A 23,157-nucleotide genomic window follows, 5' to 3' on the forward strand; every position below is an offset into this window, starting at 1 on the left:
GATCCCAAGTTTGTCGTCGCGGTGGGTGCTTGCGCATGCAGTGGCGGTGCGTTCCGGGGATGTTATAATGTAATGGGCGGTATAGATTCTGTAGTGCCGGTCGCCGCCTATGTTCCGGGTTGCCCGGTCAAGCCGGAAGCGCTCATCGACGGCGTGGCCAAACTGTTGGGCGAACTGAACAAAGAGTCGGCCTGAAGGCAGGAGGAAACCATGAGATTCGATTATGAAAAGGAGCTGCAGACGCTCTTTCCCGCAGGTGAGGCACGCAAGACCGCCGAGCGGCGGTACTGGGTTAATGTGCCCCCGGGAGAGCTGCACGATGCCGTCCGTACGTTGCGCGACAAGCTGGGCATCGTGCATCTGTCCACCATCGTGGGTGAGGATCTGCGCGACGCGTTCCTAAACAGCTATATTTTTTCCGGCGAAGTGGTGGTGACCGTATGTGTGCGCATTGACCGGGACAAGCCGCAAGTTCCCTCGCTGGCACCCATTGTCGACGGCGCCATGGTCTACGAGCGGGAAATCCATGACCTGCTGGGGATCGTTCCCGTAGGGCACCCCGACCTCCGCCGGCAGATCCTGCCGGAGGACTGGCCGGAGGGCGTGTACCCGCTGCGCAAGGATTACGTCGTCGCCCAGGGACCGACCGAGACCGAAAAGAAGGAGGAGGCTTAACATGGCTGAAAGCACTATCAAGATCCCCGTCGGCCCTCAGCACCCGTTCCTGAAGGAGCCGTGCAAATTCGAATTCGAGATCAGCGGTGAGGAGATCCGGGGCGCCAAGATCCGGATGGGCTACAACCATCGTGGCATGGAGAAGGCGTGCGAAGACCGCAACTATTACCAGTGCTTGTATCTGCTGGAGCGCATCTGCGGCATCTGCTCCCACTCGCATACGACGGCTTATATCCAGGCGGTGGAAAGCCTGCTCGGACTCGAGGTCCCCAAGCGCGGCCTGTACCTGCGCACGCTGGTCTGCGAACTGGAACGGCTGCACAGCCACCTGCTGTGGCTGGGCGTGGCGGCCCACGAGGTGGGATTTGACACTCTGTTCATGTACACCTGGCGCGACCGCGAGCTGGTGATGAACATCCTCGAGGAGATCAGCGGCAACCGGGTCAACTACGCCATCAACACCGTCGGCGGCGTGCGGCGTGACATCACCGCGGAGCAGCGCAAGAAGATCATCGACTTGACCAAGGTGGTGCGGGAGCGGGTGGCTTATTACGCGAACATCGGCACCAACGAGCCCAGCTTCATGGCCCGGATCCAGGGCGTGGGCAAGATGAGCACGAAGCGGGCCATTGAAAAATGCGCCGTCGGCCCCTTCGCCCGGGCCAGCAATGTGGACCGGGACGTGCGGCGGGACGATCCGTACGCCGCGTACGGGGACCTGGAGTTCAAGGTCATCACGTCGGACAGCTGCGACATTCTCGGCCGGGTGGTCGTTCGGGTGCTGGAGATGGTGGAATCCTGCAAGATGATCGACCAGTTGCTCGACAAGTTGCCGGAAGGCGAGATCGCCGTCCAGAAGGTGCCGCGGCGCGTGCCGGCCGGAGCCGCCGTCAGCCGCTACGAGGCGCCGCGCGGTGAGGACGTCCACTACGTCAGGTCCAACGGCACCGACAAGCCCGAGCGGGTCAAGGTGCGCGCGCCCACCCTGTGCAACCTCGAAGCGGCGGCCGAATCGGTGGTGGGCTCCTTTGTGGCGGACATTCCCATCGCCATTGCCTCCATTGATCCGTGCTTCTCCTGCACCGACCGCACGACGGTCCTGCTGAACGACCACCGGCGCGGCGTGCGGGTGGCCACGTGGGAGGAACTGCGGCGCCACGGCGTGGACTGGTACCGCAAGAACAAGGGAATCCGTTTCTAACTGAGGGTGTGTATGGAAACCGTCAAGGTGATGCTGTATGTCCTGGTCTTTCCAGGATTCCTGTTCCAGATGATCTATTCAACCTATCTGGAATGGGTGGACCGGAAGCTGTATGCCCGCATGCAGAACCGGCGCGGGCCTCTCTACACCGGTTGGAGCGGCGTGCTGCAGCCGGTGGCGGACATCGTCAAGCTGTTCGCCAAGGAGGATGTTACACCGGCCGCCTCCGACAAGTTCATGTTCAACATCTTGCCGCTGGTGGCCCTGGCCTCGGCATGCACTGCAGGCCTCTACCTGCCCGTATGGCACCTGACCGGGTACAATTCGTTCCAGGGCGACCTGATCGTAATGGTCTACCTGCTGGCCATGCCTTCGTTCGTGTTGTTCCTGGCCGGCTGGTTCTCCGTGAGCCCGTTCAGCCTGATCGGCGCCACCCGCGTGCTCACCCAGCTGTTCGCCTACGAGGTGCCGTTCTTCCTGGCCCTGCTGACCCCGGCGGTCGTGGCCGGCAGCTGGAAGATCGCCGATATCGCCAAGTACCCCTGGGCGAGCGGCAACTGGTGGGTGATCCCTCTACAGGTGCTGGCGTTCATTGTCGCCGTGCTGGCGCTGCAGGCCAAGCTGGAACGCGTGCCGTTCGACATCCCCGAGGCCGAGACCGAGGTGGTCGCCGGGCCGCTCACCGAATACAGCGGCAAGAAACTGGCGGTGTTCCGGATCCAGAAAGACATCTCCATGTACGCCGGCTCCGCCCTGATCGCCGCGCTCTTCCTGGGCGGCTTCGGCGGCGGCCTGTACCTGGGCGCGCTCCAGCTGGTGCTCAAAACCCTGCTGGTAGTGGCTCTGCTGAGTGTGATCCGGAGCGCCTGCGCCCGCATCCGCATCGACCAGATCGTGTCCTTCAGCTGGCGTTACCTGGCGCCCATGAGCATTGTCCAATTCCTGATCGTGCTGCTGCTGAAGGGCGGAGGAGTGATCTAGCCATGAAGAAAGTCGGACTGCTGTTGCCTGAAATGATGAGCCACCTGGCCCACAAGCCGGTTACCCGCCTCTATCCGTTCGAGAAGGTGACCGCGCCCGAAGGCTTTCGCGGCACGCCCCGTTTCAAGCCGAACAACTGCATCGGCTGCAAGGCCTGCGTGCGCGACTGTACCGCCGAGGCCATCGAAATCGATGTCCGCAAGATCGATCCGCCCCCCGGCTCCCCCGAGGGGACCAAGCCGACGAAGAAGATGGTCTGCACCATCTACCTGGACCGCTGCGTGCACTGCGCCCGCTGCGTCGAGGTCTGCCCCAAGGACGCCCTGTACATGGACACGGAGTTCGAGGTGGCCAACTTCACCCGCGACGCGCTGAAAATCGTGCAGGAATCGGATTGATGGACCGTCCGGCGGACAGACTGCGCGCCCTGCTCGACGCGGCGCGCCGGGCGGACCGTAAAATTGTCGTTTTGGGTATCGGGAACGAGCTCCTGGGTGACGACGCGGTCGGCGATCGCGTCGCCCGGGAGCTCGCGCCGTATAACGACCACCGTTTTGAGGCCATCCCCGCCGGCAACGCACCCGAAAACGGCGCCTACATGGTCAGTCGGGCCGCCCCTGCTGTGCTGATCATCATCGACGCAGCCGAGCCGGCCGGCGGTGCAGGGGAAGGCGCCGACAGCGCTGCGCCGTGGGATTTCTATCCTGCCGATTCACTCGACACGTTCTGCCACTCCACCCATTCAGTGCCCCTGAGCATGCTCGTGAGCGTCTGGCTGCAGGAGCGGCCGCATCTCGATGTGCGGTTCATTGGCATCGCCATCCGCGACACGACGTTCATGGCATCTCTGTCGCCGCCGGTGGACGCCAGCCGCGCCGAGATCGTGGGAGTGTTCCGGTCGGCGGTGGGAAACAGGGAACAGTGAACGGTGAACAGCAAATAGTCAGGCGATAGGCGTGTTTGGGCTTGGTTGGATTCGAAATTCGTAATCGTGATCGTAATCGGGGCTCGATCCCCGAACCACAATCCCCGAACCCAATCCTTTCGTTCTTGCCCGCGATCGGCGCCTCGAAGCCTGGCGCCTTCCTGTAACCCGTTCGCCTTCGCGGGGGGAGGAGGACGGCTCGGATGCCCGGCGGCCGCAATCCCGGAGTCACGACGGGGCGGCTTACGTGTTGTTTCAGGTGCTCTTGCGGCGCCAGGCCTTGTGGATCATCCAGAAGGTGATGCCGGCGAAGGCGGCCATGAGGACGCGGGCGCCCCAGAGATATGGTTTGTCCGCAGCCGGCTTGCCATCCATCAGCAGCTGGCCCACCGCTTCCTGCCACGTCCAGGTCACGAGCAGCACCAGGATGTAGAGCGGGGTGACGTACTTGAGGATAAATTTGAAGATTCGCGGCACCCGCAGGTCCGCGCCCTGGTGCATGTCGGCCCAGCTGCGCTCGATGCCGAACACCCACGAAAAGAGGACGATCTCGATGGCGGTGAGCACCACCAGGAAGAACGTGCCCGCCCAGAAGTCCAGCTCGTCGAGGAAGCCGTGGCGGAAGAACGCCACCACCAGCAGCGTGCTGGTGACGGCGATCCCCATGACCGTGTTGACGGCGCGCGGGCGGCGCCAGCCGAACTCGTCCTCGAGGAAGGCGACAGCCGGCTGGGCCAGCGCCACCGACGTGGTGATGCCGGCGATGAAAAGCAAGCCGAACCACATCCCGCCGAACAGCTCACCCATCGGGATTTGCTGGAAAATCACCGGCATGGTCTGGAAGCCCAGGTTGTAGGCACCCTCGCCGGCGATGACCTGCGTCTCGGCCAGGCCGAAGAACGCCACGGCCACCGGGATGGCGATGGTGCCGCCCAGCACCACTTCGGCGCATTCGTTTGTCGAAGCCGTGCTCAGCCCGTTCAGGGTGACGTCATCCTGTTCCCGGAGGTACGACGCGTACATGTTGATGGTGCCCTGGCCCAGGCTCAGAGTGAAGAAGATCTGCCCGGCGGCGGCCAGCCAGACCGACGCCTGGCCCAGCCGGCTCAGGTCGGGGTTCCAGATGTAGGCCAGCCCAGTGGCGATACTCCAATCGGGCTGGGCTGGGTCGGGCGCGCCCAGGGTGAGCACCCGCACAGCCAGAGCGATGCCGAACACGAAGAGCAGGGGCATGCCGATTTTTGCCAGCACCTCGATTCCCTTGGAGATACCGCGATAGAGGCAGAAGTAGTTGATGATCAGGGTCAGGGCCAGGAAGCCGAGCGCCGTCAGGATGGACGGGAAATCGGCGCTGGCCTCCACGCCCTGGAAACCGCGGAGGAACTCCCCCATGGCCGCGCGGTCGGTCTTGCCGGCGTAGCGGCCGGTCAGAGAAAACCAGGAAAACGCCATGCACCACGACTCGACGAACACGTAGTAGACGAGGATGGTGAACGGGGTCATGATTCCCAGGAAGCCGAGGTACTTGGCGGCCGGGTGCTTCCACATCGCGGCGAACATGCCGGGCGTGGTGCCGTGGCCGCGGACGCCGCCGTGGCGGCCGATGGTCCATTCCACCCACATCATCGGGATGCCCAGCAGCAGCAGGGCCAGAAAGTAGGGGATCATGAAGGCGCCGCCGCCGTTGCCGGCAGCCTGGACCGGAAACCGCAGGAAATTGCCGAGCCCGACGGCGTTGCCGGCCATGGCTAGAATCAGTCCCACCCGGCTGGCCCACCGGTCACGGCCGGGCTCGTCACCGGCGGCGAATCCGCGCTTGCCCCCGAACAGCACGCGAGAGAAGCAGTACACCACCAGCGCAATGATCGCTCCCCACCCCAGGGTCAGGAACACCCACCCGGCCGTGGTCAGTCCTTGGGCCATGATCCGTCGCCTCCGTGTGGGAATCGTGCGGCGCGGGCCGCTAGAAGTGGTAAATCAGCTTGTTGTTCTCTTCCGCCAGTTTGTTCTGGACGAACAGGGCGTCGATCAGCGTGTTGATCGTCGCCTCGGATTCCTTCTTCTGGAACAGGCCGTGGATGTGCTGATGCAGGGTCTTCCGGGTGCGGGGGCGCCGGTTCTTGTGGATCTTCGACAGGTTTTCCATCACTTTGTCCACCAACTCGTTGCTGAGGGTGAGCAGCTCGCCCCGCTTGGACAGCTCCAGGATGCTGTTGATGCGGCGGCAGGCGATGTGGTGCCGTTTCACGTAGCGGACAAGTGGATCGAATCCCGTGTCCTTGGACAGGATGATGAAGGACGCCGAGCGCTGGGCGGCGGCGCTGAGCCGGCCCAGGTAGAACGCAATGTGGAAGTCCAGGGCGTTCTTGCCGGTGCCGTCGATCTTGACCCACTCGATGGAACCCCCGAATTCCTGGGCCGACCGGACCAGGTCGAAGGGGATCTTCTGCTGGCTCTCGCCCACGAAGATCTTGATCTCCACGTCGCTGTCTTTCAGCGTCGGGAGATCGATGGTCTGGATGTTCTCGAAATCGATGAATAGAACGGTTTTAGCCATGTCCCGAATCATATCATCAACGCAGGCAAATGGCGAGACGAGTCTAAGGGCCGCCAACGATTGCCCCGCCGGGTGCGTGCGGCCTGCAGAACCGGGATTATTTCTGTTTTTCGGCCAGCACCTGGCGGACGGTCGTGACCAGGACTTCCGGCGAGACCGGCTTCTCGAGAAAATGGCTCACAGGCAGCCACTTTTTGTCCTCTTCGCGGGAGAATTCCCATTTGTCGCTCATATAGTCGCGCACGCACGTGAGCATGATCACCGGTACGTTGGGGAACTTGATGGCAATGTCGCGGGAGAGGTCGAAGCCGGAATCGAAGTCCTCCATCATGCAGTCCAGCAGCATCACGTCCGGCGTAGTCTGATGCAGCGCATCCCAGGCTTGCTTGGCGGAGAATGCCGGCGTGACCGTGAAACCCTCGGCTTCCAAGACCATGGTTGTGGCGTCGACGAAATCACGGTCATCGTCGACCAGCAGAATGTTGGCCATCAAGTCCCTCCAGCGATCGATGTTTGCGGATATTTTAGCAGAACACGACGCGTCTGGCAATTTTGACGTGCAGGCCGGCTGAACGGCCGTCGCCCCCGCCGACCGTCAGACAGGCGGGCGGTCGAAGAAGGGATTCTTGGCCGTCGCCGAGAGCGGGATGCCGTAGATGACGGCCGCGTCGGGTCCCAGCCAGCCCAGCTCCTTGACCGCCTGGCCGATGGTGTACATGACCCGGGAGTCCACCCGGTGGTCGGCGGCCACGCCCACGGCGGAACCCACCGCGATTCCCAGATCGCCGATGTTGAACACGCATGGCACGTCCGGATGCTCCGCCTTCGACTCGCAGTTGGGGAATCCGCACATGCCACAAATCTTCAGACCGAGCGGGGCGATCCGGGTGCCCAGCAGCACGACGGCGTCGGCGTGGGCGAGATTGCCCGCGTCCCGCTCGAAAAAAGCCACGCCACCGCGCCGGCCGATGGTCCGCATCGTCTCGGCCAGCACGGCGATCTCGTCGCCGTCCACCACCGCGGCAACCAGGTTGTCGACGCCACGGCCTTTGGGAGCGGTTCGGGCAGCCACCAGCATGGCCCGCGCCGTCTCGAGCACGCGGGTCCGATGGATCGAGTCGTACGTGTACAGAGCCATCAGCCCTCCTTGCGGTGTCCGGATCCGGATGTCACAGGCGCGGCGGCGAATCCGTCACGGCTGTGGCGGTTTCGGCCGGGAGTAGTATGCCTGCCGTAACGCCTCGACAAGGCGGCGGTCCACCAATCCGCGGGCGTTCCCTTCGTAAACCAGGCCGCGGGCCTGGCGGAACGCATCCACGGCGTCCATGGCGTCGCCGTCGTAGAGCGCGAAAGCAGATTCAAACGCATCGCGGCGGGCGCGGAATGCAGCCAGTCGATCCGCGTATGCCTTCGGGTCGCTGGTCCGGAGCGACTCGGGGATGTCGTACTGCGGCGGATCGGGGAAGGCGGCTAGGTCCTGGCGCCAATACCCGAGCGCGTGGAGCATCCGCTTGAGTTCGATGACGTCACTGCCCCGGATTTCAGAAAACTCCCGCCAGCCGAGGCGGCCGGATGTTCGATAATAGATCCGCTTGAGCTCCTGGACCGGCTCGGGGTGCTCGCCCACCTCGATGGCCAGGCTGATGTGGTCGCCGCCCCGGCCGGGGTGGTTCGGGTCGGCCACCTTGACCGCAGCCGACTGAAACAATCCCCATCGCTTGTCGCCGCCCCGGGCCTGACCGGCCTCCAGGGCCAGGATCAAGCGCTCCGCCAGCGGCATGCCGGTCCCCTCGGTCTGTTCGAAAGAGTCGGCCACCGCAGCCACCACCTCGGGTCCCACCATGATGTTGGCCTGAACGGTGTAGTTTTTTCCCTGTCGGTCGCCGGCCCAGGCGCCGCAGGCAGCGCCGGTGAACGCGGCCGCCTCGCCTTTCATGTTGATGAGGCCGAGTTGCCGCCGGTCGGCGCCCGCGTCATCCGCCAGCAGCCGCCGGATCGCCTCAGCGGGCGGGACGCCGTCTTTGAGCAGGTCCAGCCCGCGGCGGCCGTACTCCACGACCGTCCACGACTGGGTGGCTGCGGCTCCGACTCCGGCCTCGACCCACGGCACCGCCCGGCCCACGAAGGGGACTCGGGTGGTCACGGCGGCGCCGCTCTCGCCGGTGATTGGGTCAATGGCACAGATCGAAAAGGTGGCGAACAAGGTTTCATCTGCGGGACATGCCGGCGTCGGCAAGGCGGTGCACAGGCCCATCAGTGCGGCCCATGCAGCGCCCAAAATCAGACTGCGCGGGATCATGCGGCCTCCTTGGACGGATCTCGTCTCTACCATACCCCGGCGGCGGTTTCCCGGCAAGGGCAAACCACAGGCGGCGCGCACAGCGGCAGGTTTCGCCGGCGAGTCCCTTGGGTTACAATCAGCAGGACAGCCGCCGGCGGATGGGGTGCGAGTCCATCGACGGCCAGGATCTGCAGGAGGTGCGACCGTGCGCATGTCGGAGATGTTGGCCCGGCCGGCCAAGGAGGCACCCAGGGGAGCGACCCTGGTGTCGCACCGACTGCTGGTGCAGGGTGGTTTCGTGCGCGAGACGGCACCCGGGCTGTTCGCCGCGCTGCCTCTGGGGCTGCAAGTGTTGGCCCGGGCTGAGGCCTTGGCCCGGGCGGCCGCGGCGGGCCACGCGATGACGGAGCTGGAATTGCCGGCGCTGCAGGATGCGGCAAATGCAGCGGCGGATGGCGAAGGTTTCGCCGTCAACGATCGCCGGGGGGCCGCACTGCGTCTGGGCGGTGATCCGGCGGCGGCGCTGCTCCGGCTAGCGGCCCGGGAGATCAATTCCTACAAGCAGCTTCCCCGGAGGTTCTTCCAGATCGGCACCCGTTTCCGGGACGGCCGCCGCGCCCGGTCCGGCCTGTTTGAGGCGCGGGAGAGTCGGGTGTTTCGGACCTGGGGATTGGCGCTGGAGCCGGACCACCTGCACGAGACAGCCGGTGCGTATCGGTCTCTGGCGGCGGACGTGGCGTACGCCGCCGGCGTGGACGGCCGCTGGATCGAGGATGGACCGGGGACCGCCGTCTGGATCGTCAGCCTGTCCGAGGGGCCGGAGCGGATCCTGAGCTGCCCGGTCTGCGGCTACGCCGCGCGGGCCGAGACGGCCGAGTCCCGGCTGTCGCACCCGCTGCAGGACGCCGCATGGCGGCCCATGGAGATGGTCTGCGGGCCGGGGCTGATTCAGCCGGCGCCGCTGGCCGAGTTCCTGGGTCTTCCCGTCTGGCTGACAACCAAGTTGCTCCTGTTCCTGACTGACGGCCGGCCGGTGGCGGTGATGGTGCGAGGCGATTGCGACGTGAGCGAGGCGAAGGTCCGGCGTCGGCTGGGGGGCGGTCCGCTGGAACTGGCTCCGCCGGAGACGGTCCGGGCGCTCACCGGCGCCGAGGTGGGCTATGCCGGCCCTATCGGTCTTCCGGCCGACGTGCTGATCCTGGCGGATGCGCAGATCCGGGATCGTGTCAACTTCGAGTGCGGTGCCAATCGCACCGACCATCATCTCATCAACGTCAATTTCGATCGCGACCTGCCGCCGCCGGAATTCGGTGACTATGCCGCGGCGGCGGCGGGGCATGGGTGCCCGCGCTGTGACGGGGGCCGGCTCGCGGACGGTGCCGCGGCGGTGATCGCCCGGGTGACGGGTTCGGACCCGACGCAGGCGGGTCCGGACGGGCCGACGTGCCTGGACCAGGAAGGGAAATCCCGATCCGTCGGATGGGTCCAACTGGTGTTGGACCTCACCGCGCTCGTTGCCGCCGCGGTGGAGCAGCACCATGCCGCCGCCGGCATCGCCTGGCCCCACGCGCTGGCGCCGGCTGCGGTGCATTTGGTGGCGCTCAACCAGGAGGACGCCGAGGTGGCGCGCGCCGCGGAAGCGCTGTATGCCGCGCTGCAGACGGACGGGATCCCGGTGCTGTTCGACGACCGCGACGCCCGCGCCGGCGACAAGTTCGCCGGCGCCGACCTGCTGGGGTTGCCGGTGGTCCTGACCTTGAGCCGGCGCACCCACTCGGCGGGCGAGCTGGAACTTCAGCTTCGCGGCGGTGAGCGCGAAACGCTCGCCCGCGAGACGGCGATGGCCCGGCTGCGAACGTACTTCGGGGCCTGAGCGACGCTGCGGGCGGCCGGCGAAGAAAATCACCAAAGAAGCTGGTGATTTTGAAACGTCTGACAGATAATTGACTCTATGTGTGGGACCGAATCTATCGGGAGGAACATTCATGCGTGGAAAGTTGATTATCGTGACGGGTCTGATTGCCGCTCTCACTCTGGCGCTGACCGCCGCCGGTTTCTGGGAGAAGAAGCCGTATACCCAGTGGTCGGAGAAGGATGCGCGCAAGATGTTGGAGAAATCCCCCTGGTGTTACGAGTTCAACTGGGGGCGGCAGAGCAATATCGGTTCGGACGTGACTGGACCATCGGTGGGTTCGGTGCCCAGCCCGACCAGCACCCCGGCCGATGACACCCGGGTCGCCACCGACGCCGAACGGGAATTCATCACCATCGTGCGGGTCATGCTGTTTTCCGCCCGGCCCATCCGCCAGGCGTACGCCACCCTCATTGCCAAGGGCGACAAGACCCGTCTGGAAAAACTGAAGGATTTCGCCGAGCGCGACTTCGGCGACGAGATCGTCATCGCCTGGGTGATCGACTCCAAGCCGAAAGGCGCGACGTCGGTCTTCGACCTGGACCGCCAGCTCCGCGCCCTGGCGGTGGGCGAATTGGCCAATGACACTTATATCGCCAGCAGCAGCGGCAAGAAGGTCTTCATCAAGGATTACATCCCGCCGACGAATGACGGCACCGGCGCCAAGTTCGTCTTCCCGCGGACAATGCCCGACGGCACGCCGTTCCTCACCGCCGCCGACAAGAGCTTCCGCTTCCAGACACGGAAGTTCAAGATGAAGGATGACGCGGTGGCGGTGGATGCCACTTTCAAGGTGGAAAACCTCCAGCTGGCCGGCCAGCTGGAGTATTGAACCCCGGCAGGCGTCAGCCGATCGCATTCGAGCAGCCAGCGCCGTCGGCATCGGGCAAGCGTCCCGGCGCCGATGGCGCTTTGTTTTTCCGATCGGTTGCGACGCCTCAGGCGGCAAAATGCGGTTTCTTGAATCCGCGCGTCACCGGCGGGCGTATAATGCATCTTGACCATTGGTGGGAATCGCGCTGATCGATTCAATTGCTGAAAGGAGGAACAAGCATCATGCGCCCGAGACTCTTCATGGGGATGATCGGACTCATCGCCTTGACCGCCGCAACGCTGTCGGCCGCGGACTACTGGGAGAAGAAACCATACGCGAAGTGGTCCGAGAAAGAAGCCCGCAAGATGATCATGCAGTCGCCGTGGTGCGTCGAGTTCAGCTGGAGCAGCACCGGCTCAGGCGGTGACAGCCTCACCCAGGACGCGACGACCTATGAGCCGTCCTCGCCGGTGGGAACGGCTACGAGCCGGGGTGCCACCGACACCGTGGGCGGCGAGCGGGAGATCCTCACCATCGTCCGGGTCATGCTGTTCTCGTCGCGGCCCGTCCGCTCGGCGGTCGCCGTGCTCGCCGCGAAGGGGGATACCGGCCGGATTGCGCGGCTGAAGGATTTCGCCGAGCGCGACTTCGGCGACGAGATCGTTGTCGCCTGGGTACTGGACTCCAAGCCCAAGGGAGCCACCTCGGTCGCCGATCTGGACCGCCAGCTCCGCGCCTTGGCGGTGGGTGAACTGGCCAGCGAGACCTTTTTGGCCACCAGCAGCGGGAGAAAGGTGTTCATCAAGGACTACATCCCGCCCACGCCGGACGGCACGGGCGCCAAGTTTGTCTTCCCGCGCTTCCTGCCGGACGGCACGCCCCTGATCACCGCTGCGGACAAGACCCTGCGCTTCCAGACGAAGAAGTTCCAGATGCGCGATGACGACATCTCCGTGGATGCCACGTTCAAACTGGACAAGATGATCTTTAACGGCCAGTTGGACTACTGAGCCGATCACGCAGACTGCTGATTGTTGTCGGAAATCCGGCGGCCGGCTGAGACTCTAGAGCCGACCGCCGGTTGTTTTGTGGACCGCTACATTTTCTCCAACAGCCGTTCCACCTCTTTGAACACGATGGAACCAGCCTGTTCCAATTCCGGCCTGAGGACCGCCCGGGCGTATTGAACGGCGCGCGCTGCGTCATCGGCCAGAACGCCGAGGAGGTAAGCCACCTTGCCTTTCAGCCCGTGGATCGTGTTGAACACGACCTCGCTGTGGAAGAGCAGGGGACGCGCACACAGCATGTCCACTTCGTTGGACCGCAGGAGCATGTCCGTCCGTAGGCGTTCCACCGCGTCGGCCGGGGGATTCCGCTGGGCGATGACGGGTTGCAGCACCACCCGGACGGCCTGCAGCACTTCTTGGGTCCGGCGGAGATGCCGCAGGCATTCCGCTCGGTGCAGGCTGAATTCCCGCTCGTCGGCCGGCGGCGGCTCTTTGGCTTCCTGCTGGCCGTCCAACTTGAAAATGGCGCGCAGGTGCTGGGTGGTCAGCGGGCGATCTCCGAACATGGCGTGCAGGCTGGACAGCACCATCCGCAGTTCGCGCGCGTTGCCCGGCCAGGCATAGCTCCGCAGCTCGTTCAGGATGTCGTCCGGCAGGGTGGACGACGGGTTGCGGGTGACGCGCTGCCAGAAGTGCTGGGCCAGCCGGGGGACGTCGTCGAGATGGCGCCGCAGAGCGGGCGTGCGGATGAGCATGCCCCGGAGACGGTAGTACAGGTCTTCCCGGAATTCACCGCGCTGGACCATGCTGAACAGGTCGCGGTTGGTCGCCGCCAGCACGCGGACATCCAACTGGACAGGCTCCCGGGCCCCCAGAGGCAGAATGGCCTTGTCGTCCAGCACCCGCAGGATCTTGGCCTGGTGTGGCAGGGGGAGTTCGGCGACCTCGTCCAGGAAGATAGTGCCGTGATTGGCCGCCTCCCATAGGCCGATGCGGTCGGCTTGGGCGTCCGTAAACGCGCCCTTCTTGTACCCGAAGAACTCGGACTCCAGCAAATTCAAAGGAATGGCACCGCAGTTGACGGGCACGAAGCGGTTTCTCCCGCGCCGGCTCAGGCTGTGAATCTCCTGGGCGACGATGTTCTTGCCGGTGCCGGTGTCGCCGACGATGAGCACGGCGCATTCGGCCCGGGCTGCCTGGACGATGAGCTGCCGGACCAGCTCGGCCTCCACCGACTGACCGACGAATTTTGACTCGAGCCCTCTGGCTTCGGCGTGGTAGCCGATGAGTTGGATCAGGGATCCATCGCCGGCTGTCACGGACTCAGTCTCCGGAGCGGCCGGAGGTTGAGTGGCAACTCCCGCGGCACCTGTCGCGGGAGCCGCGGTATCGCCGCCGGTGGGATCGGTCTTGGCCATTGTCCACAAGCTATCGAACAAGTCCGGCGGGACGCCCACAATGGCGCGCAGTTGCATGCTGCCGGAGCCGGTGCGTTTCAGGAAATCGCAAACGCTGCGCTGCAGCTGACCGGCCGAACGGTAGACGCCTTCGACAAGCGGGATTTTGCCGGCCGGGCTGCCCGTGAGGTAGGCCTTCAAGCCCTTGTGGACGTTTTTCATGCCCCGGTCCACCACCAAATCGATCATGGTGCGGAAGCCGGCCAAATCCGCATTGTCGACCAGGTAGATGGCAGCGCTCGGCGCTTTGGAGACCTTTTCTAGATCCTGTGTCCGGCCTCGCGGCAGGGTGCACCGGAAAGGACCTTCAGGCGGTAGGCCCGCCAGGTACTTCAACGCACGAGTATTCATGTGACACCTCGTTGAGTTGATGCGCGATTCTACCCGTTGTGTTTTTGTAACTCAACAGAATATTGCAGAAAATTTTTTGTTGATTAATAGTTGAGTAGTATGAACATTGATAAAGCATTTATTAAGAAATACATAAGTCTCATATCGGATAGGATGTGAATTGAAAAATCAGTGTGAAATTGAGTTGTAAGGCCATTTCTCAACAATTCGGGCCATCTGATCGCATTGAAGTCAATCTGACAGGTTGAAAACTTTGTAACAAAAACAAAATAATGAATTTAGTAATTTGGCATGTTTTGTGCATTTTGGAATTCAGAGCCGGCGAGAAATAGTTCATGAACCGGCTGATCGCGAGGTGCATGGATATGGCTAAACTCAATCTCAATGGTGTGGAGTTCTGGAGCGGCAGCGCTGCCCATGACACCGTGCGCCAGCTGGCCGGTCTCTGCGAGCAGGTGGTCCATGCGCCCATCCCCCTCTCGCCGGACGGCGACAGTTTCGCGATGTCTTGCGATCCGGCGAAGAAGCGCCGGGGTATCCTGGCCATTCAGGGAAGCTACAAGCCCGACGACGACATCGTGGAAATCGTGATCCTTCTGGTCGAAGGGTCGGCCCAGGCTAGGAGCGGTGTGTCGGCGGTGTTTCAGAAGCTGGCCGCGCTGTCGGATCGGGTGCACTGTCTGGAGCCCGAAATAGACAATGACCGCGTCGCGCTCCGGATGTTGCTCAGCGTCAAGGCTGCGATGCTGTCGTTGAGCCGTCAGGAGACGTTCATCGACGAGTTGAAGAAGCTGGACGACCTGGCCCGCTTGCTCCAGGAGGAAATTCCGTCCGACAAGACAGACCAGGAGCTGGAGGCGGCCTATCGGAAGGTGCGCGAGGTTCTCGAGCCGGTTCGGCCGCTGGCGCAGGCCGAAACGGATCTGGAACCGGCCCACGTGGCGTGGGCCCGCGAGATTTTGGATTACCTGGGGGGCGCCGCGCCCGTTGCCATCGCGGCGCCGTCGCTGGCGTTCGCAGATTACGCGCAGGCGTTGCTGGCCCGGGTGACGATGGAAACGGGGGGAAGTCTCGGCCGGCTGGCGGTGCCGTCCATCAGCACGCAGGGGCTGGTGGAGCTGGTGCGACGCGCACCGGGCTTCGTGGTGGTGCCTGTGGAGAGCATCAGTCTCGGCGCCAGCCGCTACGAATTGGGGAATGAGGTCCGCGCCCTGCTGGCAACGCTGGTGGCAGGGGGGAGGTCTCCGATCTTCATGGGGACCTATGAGGAGCTCCAGGGGGTGTTCCATGGGGGGCAGGGCGCGGCCTCGGACCCGTTGATGCCGGTGGTGCGGCACATTCCGGATGTCGCGCTGCCGGCGCTGGCCGAGGCGGCGGTCCAGGTGGCCAGCCGCCCGCACGGCGGTCTGCCGCCGGCCCGCCGGAAGGAGCTGACGGGGTGGGTGCTGGCGGCCCTCGACGGACGGGGCGACTCCCAGCAGCAGCGGATCCTGCCGCTGGTGGCGCGCAAGGTGGCCGCCGATTATTTCGCCGGGCACTACCCCGGTCCGGGTGCCACCACCGGGTTCGCCGACCGCGCCGCCGCATTGAGTGAGACGTTTGCCGGTCTGTGCGTTCACCCACGGGCGATGCGGACGGCGGAAGTCCAGACGGCTTGGGTGCGGACACTCGCATCGCCGGAACTGCTGGCCACCTTCCGCGAACACCTGTTGGCGCAGGACCGGGCGCTCGAGGCGCTGAGCCGGCGGCTGGCCATGGAAGTGCTGACGCGGCCATTGCATCAGCCCCTCCGCTATTGCGCCCAGGGGACGCCCGGCACGGGCAAGTCCGAGAGCGCCCAGCTCCTGGCGCAGGTGCTGGACGTGCCGTTCGTGGTCATCGACGCCGCGAGCATGTCCGACGCCTACACTGTCACCAGCCAGCTGCTAGGGTCCAGCCGGGGGATCGTGAACTCCTACCAGCCCGGCCGGCTGGAGCAGGTGGCCAAGCACCACTGCGGCGCCGTGGTGGAGATCTGCGACATCGACCATGCGCCGCCGCCGGTCCAGTCCGCCCTGGCGGCGCTCTGCTTCCAAGTGTTGGAAAACGGCGAAGCGCAAAGCTCGGCCGGCGGCATGTTCTCATGCGCCAACATCATCTTTGCATTCACGATGAACCTGCCGGGGGGCATGGACGAGGCGGTCCGCCGCAACGGCATCGGGTACAACAATGCGCCCACGTCCCGGACGGTCACGAGAAAGATCGTGAACGAGATTAAGGGCATGCTCAGCGGCGCCTTCCTGAGCCGGATCGGCACCCCCATCCTGTTCGAGCCGCTCGACGGCGACGCACTGGCGGCGATCATGGAGCGTGCGGTGGCCGAAGCGGTGCGTGCGGCCGCCGAGCATCTGGGCCGCCCGGTGCCGGCGGTGGTCATTGGTGCGGGCGTGGGCCGGGCGGTGCTGGCCACGCTCGAGGCCAGTGTCATCGCCTTTGGCGCCCGCGCCATCCTGGAGCACGGACGCGCCCTGGCGGCGGAGGCAGTGCTCCGCTGGAAAGGCGAGGCTGTTGCGGATCGGCCGGTGCGCGTCATGGCGCGCGGCACCGGTGAGCTGGACATTCTGATCGATTGAGGAGGAGTCATGGCTGGCAACGTCTACAGCGTCTGCGATCCGGAGCAGTACCGGAAGGCGGGGCCCACCGATCTGGTGGAGCTGCTGCCGCCGCCGGGGGGCAATCCGCTGTACCTGCAGAAATGGCTGGTGGAGACTCTCGTGTTCGCCATTGTCCACCATGAATTCGTGCACCTGTCGGGGCCCACCGGGAGCGCCAAGAGCTCGCTCCTGGAGGCGCTCTACACGGTCCCGGAGAATTTCCGGGGGGTGTGCGATGGCCTGGGCTGCGCGTCGCGGCCCCTGAAGCTGTTCCCCATCGAGATGGCGACCTTTGAGGCGCCGGGCGAGCTGTACCAGCGTCGGGCGCTGAAGGACGGCACGACCTACGACGAGCCGAGCCGGCTGGTGGCCGCACTGGCGGCGGCCGCCCGATGCGCCGGCTCGGCTTACCCGCTGATCTGGCTGCGCGAGATCGGCCGGGTGCACTCGTCCAGCGTCCAGGGCGGCTTGCTCAATCTGATGACACGGGCCGAGATCGTGTTGCCGGACGGGACGCACTTTCCGGGGCAGGGTATCGCCTGGGTGGCCGACAGCAACTACCAGGCCGAACAGAGCGCCACCCATACCCTGGTCACCTTGGACGACGCCCTGAAGCGGCGGTTCACCATCAACCTGACGCTGGACTACCTCACGGCCGAGCAGGAAGTCCAGGTGCTGGAGCACATCTTCAACGGCAATGGCGGAGTCTTGGTGCCCGCCGAGCTCATAGTGAAAGTGGTCCAGCTGGGCAACGTCGTCCGGCGTCATCGCAGCGAGGGGAACCTGCAGACGCTGACGCCGCCCACCATCTACGGGTACATGGCCTTCCTCCGGACGGCCCGGGCGCTGCCCCATCTGAGCCTGCAGCAGGTGGCATTGGCCACGCTGCTCGGCAACGCCGGCTCCGAGGACCGCAAACACGTGGCCGGCGTGTTCAACGAGGTGTTCGGCCTGCAGACCGAGGAGGAGGAAGATCCGACGATGGTAGGTAATCTGTTCTGATCGACCGGGAGCGCACCGGATTGGGGAGGGCCCATGAAACCGAAACGAAAGACAGCCAGGCCGGCAACGGAACGGACGGGATATTCGTTTTCGCTCCGTTCGCGCCGGAACAAGTCCGACTGGGCCGGCATCAGCATCGCCGACGCGTTCAAGCAGAACATCGACTACTTTCACCGGGCCCAGGCCCAGCGGCTCTTCTACCGCCAGCTCAAGAAGACAGTCCGTGCGGTGGCCAAGCTGGATGGTACCGAGGCCCCGCACCTGCTGCAACCGCGGGTGAAGCCGCAGCTCTCGCCCTGCTACTCCAGCTACCCGGCCGGGTTGGCGGTGTACGCGTCGATCGGCCTCACGGGGTTTCTGGAATTCAAGGCCCGGATCTCGGACAGCCGATTCCTGTCGTATCTGATCACCCAGCTTGGCGTGCAGATGGCGGACAGCGACGTCCGATCCGATCCCGCGCTGGCCGAGCTCACCGCTCACAGCGTGGCCAACTGGATGCACTCCCGACTGCTCATCGAGGATCTGGCTCGGCAGGCGGCGCTGTCCGCCATCGAGGTGTACCGCCTGTTCGCCGCGGCCCAGGAGGACCTCCGCTTCGCCACGGTGGACGACATCGTCCGCGCGGTGATCCTCTACGGCGACGTCCTGTGCGAGCCGTGGCACCTGAACCTGCACGCGCTGACCGCCCGGATCCTCCACGATCTCATCGCGGTCAGCGCGCCGTTCTACGAGCGCCTGCCCGAGGTGCCGGACCGGGATCTACTGGAGATGGGCGCAGCCTGGTCCTGGCGGCTGATGGCCGTCCTGCTGCGTTACCTGCCGCCGCCCGGCCAGCCCGAGGAGAAGCAGCCCAAGGAACCGCGGAAAGGGCGGAGCCGGCTGATGGAGTTGCTGGGCGCTTCGATGCCCGCTGACGAAAGCATCCGCGGCGACAGCGAGCTGGCGCCCCTCGGCGGTCCCGTGCCGCCGGTCGTCAACCGGCCGGAGAATCCCATCGACTGGCTCATGAACCAGTTGACGGGCCGGGCGGGTCGCGACCGCATCCGTGACGCCGACAAACCGGCGGCGGTCGATGCTGGCATCTACAAAACCTTGGAGGAATTTCAGGCGGCGCTGGGCGGCGCGGCCGGCCAGTCCGGCAACTGGGAGGACATGCGGTCCGACCTGCTGGAGAACTCGCTCCGCGCGATCCCGTTTGAGGCGGGGCCCATCGAGGGGAACCCGGCCGACGGGCATGAGGTCAAGGTGTCGATGTACGGCGACGAGCGCGCGATGGGCGAGCTGTTTGACCGCCCCGTGGCGCCGTCGGAGGACGTGACCGCCTGTCACAGCTTGGTGGAGGATGCGACGCCCCTGACCGCAACCTTGCGCCAGAACCTGTACCCGAACATCGAGCAGCGGCCGGAAATCCAGCGCTTGCGCTGCAGCGGCGGCCTGGACGGCGCGCGGCTGCCGCTGGCGGCGTTTTCAGAGACGGTCTTCCGGCGGTACCGGATCCGTGAGGTGGCTGATCCACGGGGTGCGCCGGTGCTGGTGATCGCCTGCGACGGCTCCGGCTCGCTCAACGAGAAACAGATGCGGATGGTCAAGCTGCTGTCGGCCGCCTACCTGCAGTCCACTGCCCGGAGCAGCATCCAGGTGCTCGCCGCCCTCTATCACAGCGGCGACATCCGGCCGGGCGTCTCGGGGCCACTGGTCCAGTGGATGTACCATCCGCGCAAATCCATCGCCCTGAGCCGCCAGGACGCCGTGCGGAGCGTCGTCACGTTGCCCGACACCGGTACCGGCGTGCAGAGCGATGCGCTGTCCATCGCGTTCATCATGGACGAGGCTCGCCGGATTGCACGCGGCCACATGATCTACCTGGTGCTCATCACCGACACCAGCTGGAACCGCAGTTTCAACCGGTCCGAAACCGGCGCCGAGGAGGTTCGCGGCTATTTCGAGGACCTCTACGAACGCTTCCCGGGCCAGGTGCACACGACTCTGGTGGCGTTGGGCGTAGCGGCGCCGACGGGTTTCGAGGACCTGCTCAACGCGGTCATCGGAGTCACCCACGAGGAATTGTCCGACAGCGCCGCGGTGGCCGAGAAAGTCGGCGTATACGTCGCCCGCTGCATTCGCGAACGCACCCGGCTCATCGCCCGGGCTTGACAGGAGGAAGCCATGGGCAACCGCACCACGACCACCGACACGCTGACGCTGCCGAAACCGGCGGGCGGCTGGTCATCGACGTTCGACTATGGCACCGGCGACTGGTGGAGCCGCCGGCCGGAGGTGGATCGCCGCAAGGCGTTGGCGCCCGTTCTGAATCAGCTCCAGCGGCTGGACGCCCAGCGCCTCCGGCTGGAGCGGGAAGGGGGGACGGTGAAGGATCTGGCCGTCCTGACCCGCATCCTGAGCGAGCCGCTGCGCGTCGAGGGCCACTACGGCCCCGCGACCTGCTCATTGCGGGATCCGCGCGCGCTGCGCACGGCGCTGCTGGATGTCGACTACGATCTGCACCACGATGTGCGGCAGCTGCCCGACCTGCTGCCGGTGTACTACGTGAGCCGGACGCGCCGGGACTACTGGGGCGAGTACAGCCTGGTGGTGGAGGACTTCCATCTGAGCCCCGGCTACCCGCTTCAGGACGAGCGGTTCGTACGCCTGATGGACGTCGGCCACGAGGTATACTTTCTGCGGCTGGCGCACCTGCGGGACGCCGCACGGGCCATGCTGGGGGGCGCCGGCTCCGGCGACGGGGCGGTGGACGCCCTGTTGTACGACCTGGGGCGGCACGTTTTCCAGGCCGCCTGGCATGAGGACCAGCGGCTGGGCATTCTGGTGGCTGATCATTTCCGCCTGACCGCGTTCCGGTAGGCCATCGAGCTGCTTTACCTGTGCCTGAGCGGCGAGCTGTGCGAACTGCGGCACGCCATCACGCCGGACATGCTGCGGTTTTTCGTCGAGGCCTACAAGCAGCCCGCGATCAGGCGCTTTCTGGAACGGCTGCACGACCTGGATGGCGCCATGATCACCGATCTGCCCCGGCAGGGCCGGGTGCTCTACAAGCGACTGGGACTCGCGTTCAGCCGGTGTCTCGGTACCGAGGTGCTGTGGGGGTTCGGCCGGCGGATGATCCCGCTCTGGAAGGTGATTTATGGCAACCTGACCCGGTTGGAGGCGGTCGGCCGGCAGCTGCGGGCCGATCCGCGGGTGGTCACCGCGTGCGGCCGGCTGGAGAGAGAAGCCGAAGCAGTCATCGACGAACTGGCGGGAGGCGGAACGTCAGAGCGGTGAGCGGGCTCGCCAAGGCACTCAGAGCACGAAGACCAACTGAGCAACGGGAGCCAACGACAAGTACCCTTACGATGTATCAGGCGAAATCGGAAAATATCTCAATCGGCCGATGGCCGGTTGAGGCGGATGATCTTGAAGCCGGCGCCGGCGAGAAAACGGGGGAGCTGCCGCACCGGCTCCCGATCCTGGTCGCGCACCGGTTCGGTGAGCGCCTCCCATGGCACCAGGTAGGCTGAGATCTTCCGGTCCACGTCCTTGGCGGGACCCGGGCGCCAGCCGGCGCGGCGGCGCTCGTCCACCCACCGGTCATGCTCCAGGCGGGCCAGACGCTCCACCTCGTCGGCGGTGAACGCGAAGAGCGGTTCGTCCCAGTCCGTGAGCGGCGCCAGCGCACAGCCCAGCTCGCGCAGCTTGACGCCGATGTGGGCGGCCTGGTCGCGGTTGGAGTCGCGCAAATGTTCCGGCAGCTCGTCCCAGGGCACCATGGCCGGGTTGGTCGCCGGCGTCTCGCCGCGCTCCCGCTGATGCCGGCAGTAGTCGGCATGGATGGTCCGGGCCAGGGCCTCGTGGGTGCCGGCCAGGATCTGCTCGGGGCGGCACGCCTGGTCCAGCAGGCTGAAGGCCTGGATGGCCGGCGGGGCGCCGGGCACGGCCTCGTCGCCGCGCAACAGGGTGGCCAGCCCCGCGTCTCCCGTCATCCGGACCACGACGGGGATGTTCAGGCTACGCGTGCGGGGCTGAAGAGCCAGCGCCGCCGCCAGGCCCAGGGCGTCGTTGTCGAGACAGATGAACACCGCAGTCGCGCCATCCCGCGCCGGAAGGTAATCGCCGCGATGGAATTCGGGCGACTCCACGTCCATGTCCAGGGCGGTGAGGCGGCAGGCCTGGGCCAGGCGGGGATAGCGGTGGCAGAGCGACGCCACCTTGGCGGCGGCGAACCGGTCGATCACGGTCACGTGGAATTCGCCGTCGGCACCCGCGTCGCGCCATCCGCGCGCCGCCTGGACGAGCAGACTCTCGCCCATGCGCCCCAGGCCCACCAACGTGAGGTGCGGGGCCGGGAGCGGGCGGCCCTCCGGCCCGGCGGTGGCCGGATGGAGCGACAGCCACGAGCGGGCGCCGATGTCGAAGACGTTGAAGAATTCCAGGCGGTACGGGTCCCGGTGCCGGCGCTCCAGCTCCTGCTCCACGAGCAGGCGGCAGAGCTGCGGGTCCGTGATGTGGACCACCGCCTGCAGCGGCTGGCCTCGCCTCCATCGGGCGAGTTCCCGGGCGTGCACCGCCACCTCGGCGTTGGCCCCGTCGTCGCCGCAGACGGCGACGACACAGGCGGCCTCGCCCAGCCGCGCCTTGCGCAGCATCTCGACATCGGTGGCGTCGCCCGGCAGCACAACGACTCCCAGGTCGCGGCACTGGGCGATGTGGTCGTTCCCCTCGTCGCGTTCGATGGCGACCACCCGCCGGCCCTCGGCGCGCAGTTGCCGCGCCAGACGCAGGCCCTTCCGCCCCAGTCCGCATATGACCACGTGACCGCGTACGAATCGCATCCGGAACAGCTGCAACTGCTCGCGGAACACCAGGGCGAAGGCCTTGACCGCGGCGATGGCGGCGATGCCGGGCGCCAGCAGTCGGGCCACCTCCAGTTCCCAGCCCACCGCCGGGCCGTAGACCGAACCCGACTCCAGGGTGAAGAGCTGCAGGGCCAGGTACAGGATGTCCCAGAACGAGCGCGACTGGCCCGTGGCGGCACTGTAGTTCCGGAAACCGACGATGCCAAGCCCGATGGACGCGAGCGCAAGCGCGCCGATGATCAGCCACTGGTGGTTCTGCAGCGCGCGCAGGGCCCGTTTCCCGATGCTCTGCCCGTTTCCGCGCCGCGAAACGCCGTGACCGGATGCTGTGTGGTCCATGGACATCCCCCGACAGTCTGATCGATCCTGGGCACCGTCAATCTAATCCACCGACTGTTCGAAGTCAAACCGGCACTTCTGATTTTCCGGGAGTGTTGTCAATCGGTCCAAATCACAACAGACTTGCCGGGGCCCGATTGCTTGCGGACACAGACCGCGCAACATTGGC

Annotated in this window: 21 protein-coding genes; 14 read left to right on the top strand and 7 right to left on the bottom strand. The window is 65.5% G+C overall.

Annotation, left to right across the window (positions count from 1 at the left end):
- The 6 genes from GX414_06220 to GX414_06245 all read left to right on the top strand — a co-directional run.
- A partial coding sequence (locus tag GX414_06220; GenBank protein NLI46687.1) for an NADH-quinone oxidoreductase subunit B occupies positions 1-195 on the top strand: 195 nt, incomplete at its 5' end.
- A 15-nt stretch (positions 196-210) separates the two neighbouring features.
- The gene (locus tag GX414_06225) at positions 211-675 is read left to right on the top strand and encodes an NADH-quinone oxidoreductase subunit C (protein ID NLI46688.1); all 465 of its coding nucleotides are present in this window, start codon (positions 211-213) and stop codon (positions 673-675) included.
- A 1-nt stretch (position 676) separates the two neighbouring features.
- Positions 677-1,876, top strand: a complete 1,200-nt coding sequence (locus GX414_06230) for an NADH dehydrogenase subunit (protein ID NLI46689.1) — start codon at positions 677-679, stop codon at positions 1,874-1,876.
- A 30-nt stretch (positions 1,877-1,906) separates the two neighbouring features.
- Positions 1,907-2,857 (top strand): NADH-quinone oxidoreductase subunit H, encoded by a 951-nt coding sequence (locus GX414_06235; GenBank protein NLI46690.1) that lies wholly within the window; start codon positions 1,907-1,909, stop codon positions 2,855-2,857.
- 2 nt (positions 2,858-2,859) lie between these two features.
- Complete coding sequence (locus GX414_06240; GenBank protein NLI46691.1) at positions 2,860-3,255, top strand: 4Fe-4S binding protein; 396 nt, start codon at positions 2,860-2,862, stop codon at positions 3,253-3,255.
- Positions 3,255-3,782 (top strand): hydrogenase maturation protease, encoded by a 528-nt coding sequence (locus GX414_06245; protein NLI46692.1) that lies wholly within the window; start codon positions 3,255-3,257, stop codon positions 3,780-3,782. Before GX414_06240 ends, GX414_06245 begins: the two co-directional genes overlap by 1 nt.
- A 255-nt stretch (positions 3,783-4,037) precedes the next feature.
- On the opposite strand, the gene GX414_06250 is transcribed toward GX414_06245, so the two are convergent.
- From GX414_06250 to GX414_06270, 5 genes are all read right to left on the bottom strand, one after another.
- Positions 4,038-5,705, bottom strand: a complete 1,668-nt coding sequence (locus GX414_06250; GenBank protein NLI46693.1) for a sodium-dependent transporter — start codon at positions 5,703-5,705, stop codon at positions 4,038-4,040.
- Positions 5,706-5,745: 40 nt separating this feature from the next.
- Positions 5,746-6,339, bottom strand: coding sequence for a hypothetical protein (locus tag GX414_06255; GenBank protein NLI46694.1), 594 nt, complete (start codon positions 6,337-6,339; stop codon positions 5,746-5,748).
- A gap of 97 nt (positions 6,340-6,436) precedes the next feature.
- Entirely contained in the window at positions 6,437-6,829 is a 393-nt protein-coding gene (locus tag GX414_06260) for a response regulator (GenBank protein NLI46695.1), read from the bottom strand.
- Between the two features lie 105 nt (positions 6,830-6,934).
- Positions 6,935-7,477 carry a ferredoxin gene (locus GX414_06265; protein ID NLI46696.1) on the bottom strand — a complete coding sequence of 181 codons (543 nt, stop codon included), beginning with the start codon at positions 7,475-7,477 and terminating at the stop codon, positions 6,935-6,937.
- Positions 7,478-7,531: 54 nt separating this feature from the next.
- Entirely contained in the window at positions 7,532-8,638 is a 1,107-nt protein-coding gene (locus tag GX414_06270) for a DUF1028 domain-containing protein (GenBank protein NLI46697.1), read from the bottom strand.
- A 193-nt stretch (positions 8,639-8,831) separates the two neighbouring features.
- On the opposite strand from GX414_06270, the gene GX414_06275 reads away from it, so the two are divergent.
- The 3 genes from GX414_06275 to GX414_06285 all read left to right on the top strand — a co-directional run bounded on the left by GX414_06275 (position 8,832) and on the right by GX414_06285 (position 12,356).
- Positions 8,832-10,493 (top strand): hypothetical protein, encoded by a 1,662-nt coding sequence (locus GX414_06275; GenBank protein NLI46698.1) that lies wholly within the window; start codon positions 8,832-8,834, stop codon positions 10,491-10,493.
- A gap of 112 nt (positions 10,494-10,605) precedes the next feature.
- Positions 10,606-11,364, top strand: a complete 759-nt coding sequence (locus GX414_06280) for a hypothetical protein (GenBank protein ID NLI46699.1) — start codon at positions 10,606-10,608, stop codon at positions 11,362-11,364.
- Between the two features lie 224 nt (positions 11,365-11,588).
- On the top strand, positions 11,589-12,356 hold the full coding sequence (locus GX414_06285; GenBank protein ID NLI46700.1) for a hypothetical protein: 768 nt from the start codon (positions 11,589-11,591) through the stop codon (positions 12,354-12,356).
- 86 nt (positions 12,357-12,442) lie between these two features.
- Here the strand turns inward: GX414_06285 and GX414_06290 are convergent, their stop codons facing one another.
- Positions 12,443-14,161 carry a sigma 54-interacting transcriptional regulator gene (locus GX414_06290; GenBank protein ID NLI46701.1) on the bottom strand — a complete coding sequence of 573 codons (1,719 nt, stop codon included), beginning with the start codon at positions 14,159-14,161 and terminating at the stop codon, positions 12,443-12,445.
- Positions 14,162-14,526: 365 nt separating this feature from the next.
- Here GX414_06290 and GX414_06295 point away from each other — a divergent pair, with 365 nt between their 5' ends.
- The 5 genes from GX414_06295 (at position 14,527) to GX414_06315 (ending at position 21,078) form a co-directional block, all read left to right on the top strand.
- The gene (locus tag GX414_06295) at positions 14,527-16,773 is read left to right on the top strand and encodes an AAA domain-containing protein (GenBank protein NLI46702.1); all 2,247 of its coding nucleotides are present in this window, start codon (positions 14,527-14,529) and stop codon (positions 16,771-16,773) included.
- A gap of 9 nt (positions 16,774-16,782) precedes the next feature.
- Complete coding sequence (locus tag GX414_06300; GenBank protein ID NLI46703.1) at positions 16,783-17,796, top strand: hypothetical protein; 1,014 nt, start codon at positions 16,783-16,785, stop codon at positions 17,794-17,796.
- Between the two features lie 33 nt (positions 17,797-17,829).
- Entirely contained in the window at positions 17,830-19,950 is a 2,121-nt protein-coding gene (locus GX414_06305) for a hypothetical protein (GenBank protein ID NLI46704.1), read from the top strand.
- Positions 19,951-19,962: 12 nt separating this feature from the next.
- On the top strand, positions 19,963-20,658 hold the full coding sequence (locus GX414_06310) for a hypothetical protein (protein ID NLI46705.1): 696 nt from the start codon (positions 19,963-19,965) through the stop codon (positions 20,656-20,658).
- A gap of 69 nt (positions 20,659-20,727) precedes the next feature.
- A complete protein-coding gene (locus tag GX414_06315; protein ID NLI46706.1) occupies positions 20,728-21,078 on the top strand; it encodes a hypothetical protein in 351 nt (116 codons plus the stop codon).
- A 98-nt stretch (positions 21,079-21,176) separates the two neighbouring features.
- Here the strand turns inward: GX414_06315 and GX414_06320 are convergent, their stop codons facing one another.
- A complete protein-coding gene (locus GX414_06320) occupies positions 21,177-22,988 on the bottom strand; it encodes a hypothetical protein (GenBank protein ID NLI46707.1) in 1,812 nt (603 codons plus the stop codon).
- Positions 22,989-23,157 lie beyond the last annotated feature (169 nt).

Source organism: Acidobacteriota bacterium (assembly GCA_012517875.1).
GTDB lineage: Bacteria > Acidobacteriota > JAAYUB01 > JAAYUB01 > JAAYUB01 > JAAYUB01.

Excerpts from the sequence above, each read along its gene's own strand:
- GX414_06250 (NLI46693.1), bottom strand. The coding sequence starts at position 5,705 with ATGGCCCAAGGACTGACCACGGCCGGGTGGGTGTTCCTGACCCTGGGG.
- GX414_06315 (NLI46706.1), top strand. The coding sequence starts at position 20,728 with ATGCTGCGGTTTTTCGTCGAGGCCTACAAGCAGCCCGCGATCAGGCGC.
- GX414_06255 (NLI46694.1), bottom strand. The coding sequence starts at position 6,339 with ATGGCTAAAACCGTTCTATTCATCGATTTCGAGAACATCCAGACCATC.
- GX414_06310 (NLI46705.1), top strand. The coding sequence starts at position 19,963 with ATGGGCAACCGCACCACGACCACCGACACGCTGACGCTGCCGAAACCG.
- GX414_06295 (NLI46702.1), top strand. The coding sequence starts at position 14,527 with ATGGCTAAACTCAATCTCAATGGTGTGGAGTTCTGGAGCGGCAGCGCT.
- GX414_06305 (NLI46704.1), top strand. The coding sequence starts at position 17,830 with ATGAAACCGAAACGAAAGACAGCCAGGCCGGCAACGGAACGGACGGGA.
- GX414_06245 (NLI46692.1), top strand. The coding sequence starts at position 3,255 with ATGGACCGTCCGGCGGACAGACTGCGCGCCCTGCTCGACGCGGCGCGC.
- GX414_06265 (NLI46696.1), bottom strand. The coding sequence starts at position 7,477 with ATGGCTCTGTACACGTACGACTCGATCCATCGGACCCGCGTGCTCGAG.
- GX414_06280 (NLI46699.1), top strand. The coding sequence starts at position 10,606 with ATGCGTGGAAAGTTGATTATCGTGACGGGTCTGATTGCCGCTCTCACT.
- GX414_06230 (NLI46689.1), top strand. The coding sequence starts at position 677 with ATGGCTGAAAGCACTATCAAGATCCCCGTCGGCCCTCAGCACCCGTTC.
- GX414_06275 (NLI46698.1), top strand. The coding sequence starts at position 8,832 with ATGTCGGAGATGTTGGCCCGGCCGGCCAAGGAGGCACCCAGGGGAGCG.
- GX414_06235 (NLI46690.1), top strand. The coding sequence starts at position 1,907 with ATGCTGTATGTCCTGGTCTTTCCAGGATTCCTGTTCCAGATGATCTAT.
- GX414_06320 (NLI46707.1), bottom strand. The coding sequence starts at position 22,988 with ATGGACCACACAGCATCCGGTCACGGCGTTTCGCGGCGCGGAAACGGG.
- GX414_06225 (NLI46688.1), top strand. The coding sequence starts at position 211 with ATGAGATTCGATTATGAAAAGGAGCTGCAGACGCTCTTTCCCGCAGGT.
- GX414_06290 (NLI46701.1), bottom strand. The coding sequence starts at position 14,161 with ATGAATACTCGTGCGTTGAAGTACCTGGCGGGCCTACCGCCTGAAGGT.
- GX414_06300 (NLI46703.1), top strand. The coding sequence starts at position 16,783 with ATGGCTGGCAACGTCTACAGCGTCTGCGATCCGGAGCAGTACCGGAAG.
- GX414_06240 (NLI46691.1), top strand. The coding sequence starts at position 2,860 with ATGAAGAAAGTCGGACTGCTGTTGCCTGAAATGATGAGCCACCTGGCC.
- GX414_06270 (NLI46697.1), bottom strand. The coding sequence starts at position 8,638 with ATGATCCCGCGCAGTCTGATTTTGGGCGCTGCATGGGCCGCACTGATG.
- GX414_06285 (NLI46700.1), top strand. The coding sequence starts at position 11,589 with ATGCGCCCGAGACTCTTCATGGGGATGATCGGACTCATCGCCTTGACC.
- GX414_06260 (NLI46695.1), bottom strand. The coding sequence starts at position 6,829 with ATGGCCAACATTCTGCTGGTCGACGATGACCGTGATTTCGTCGACGCC.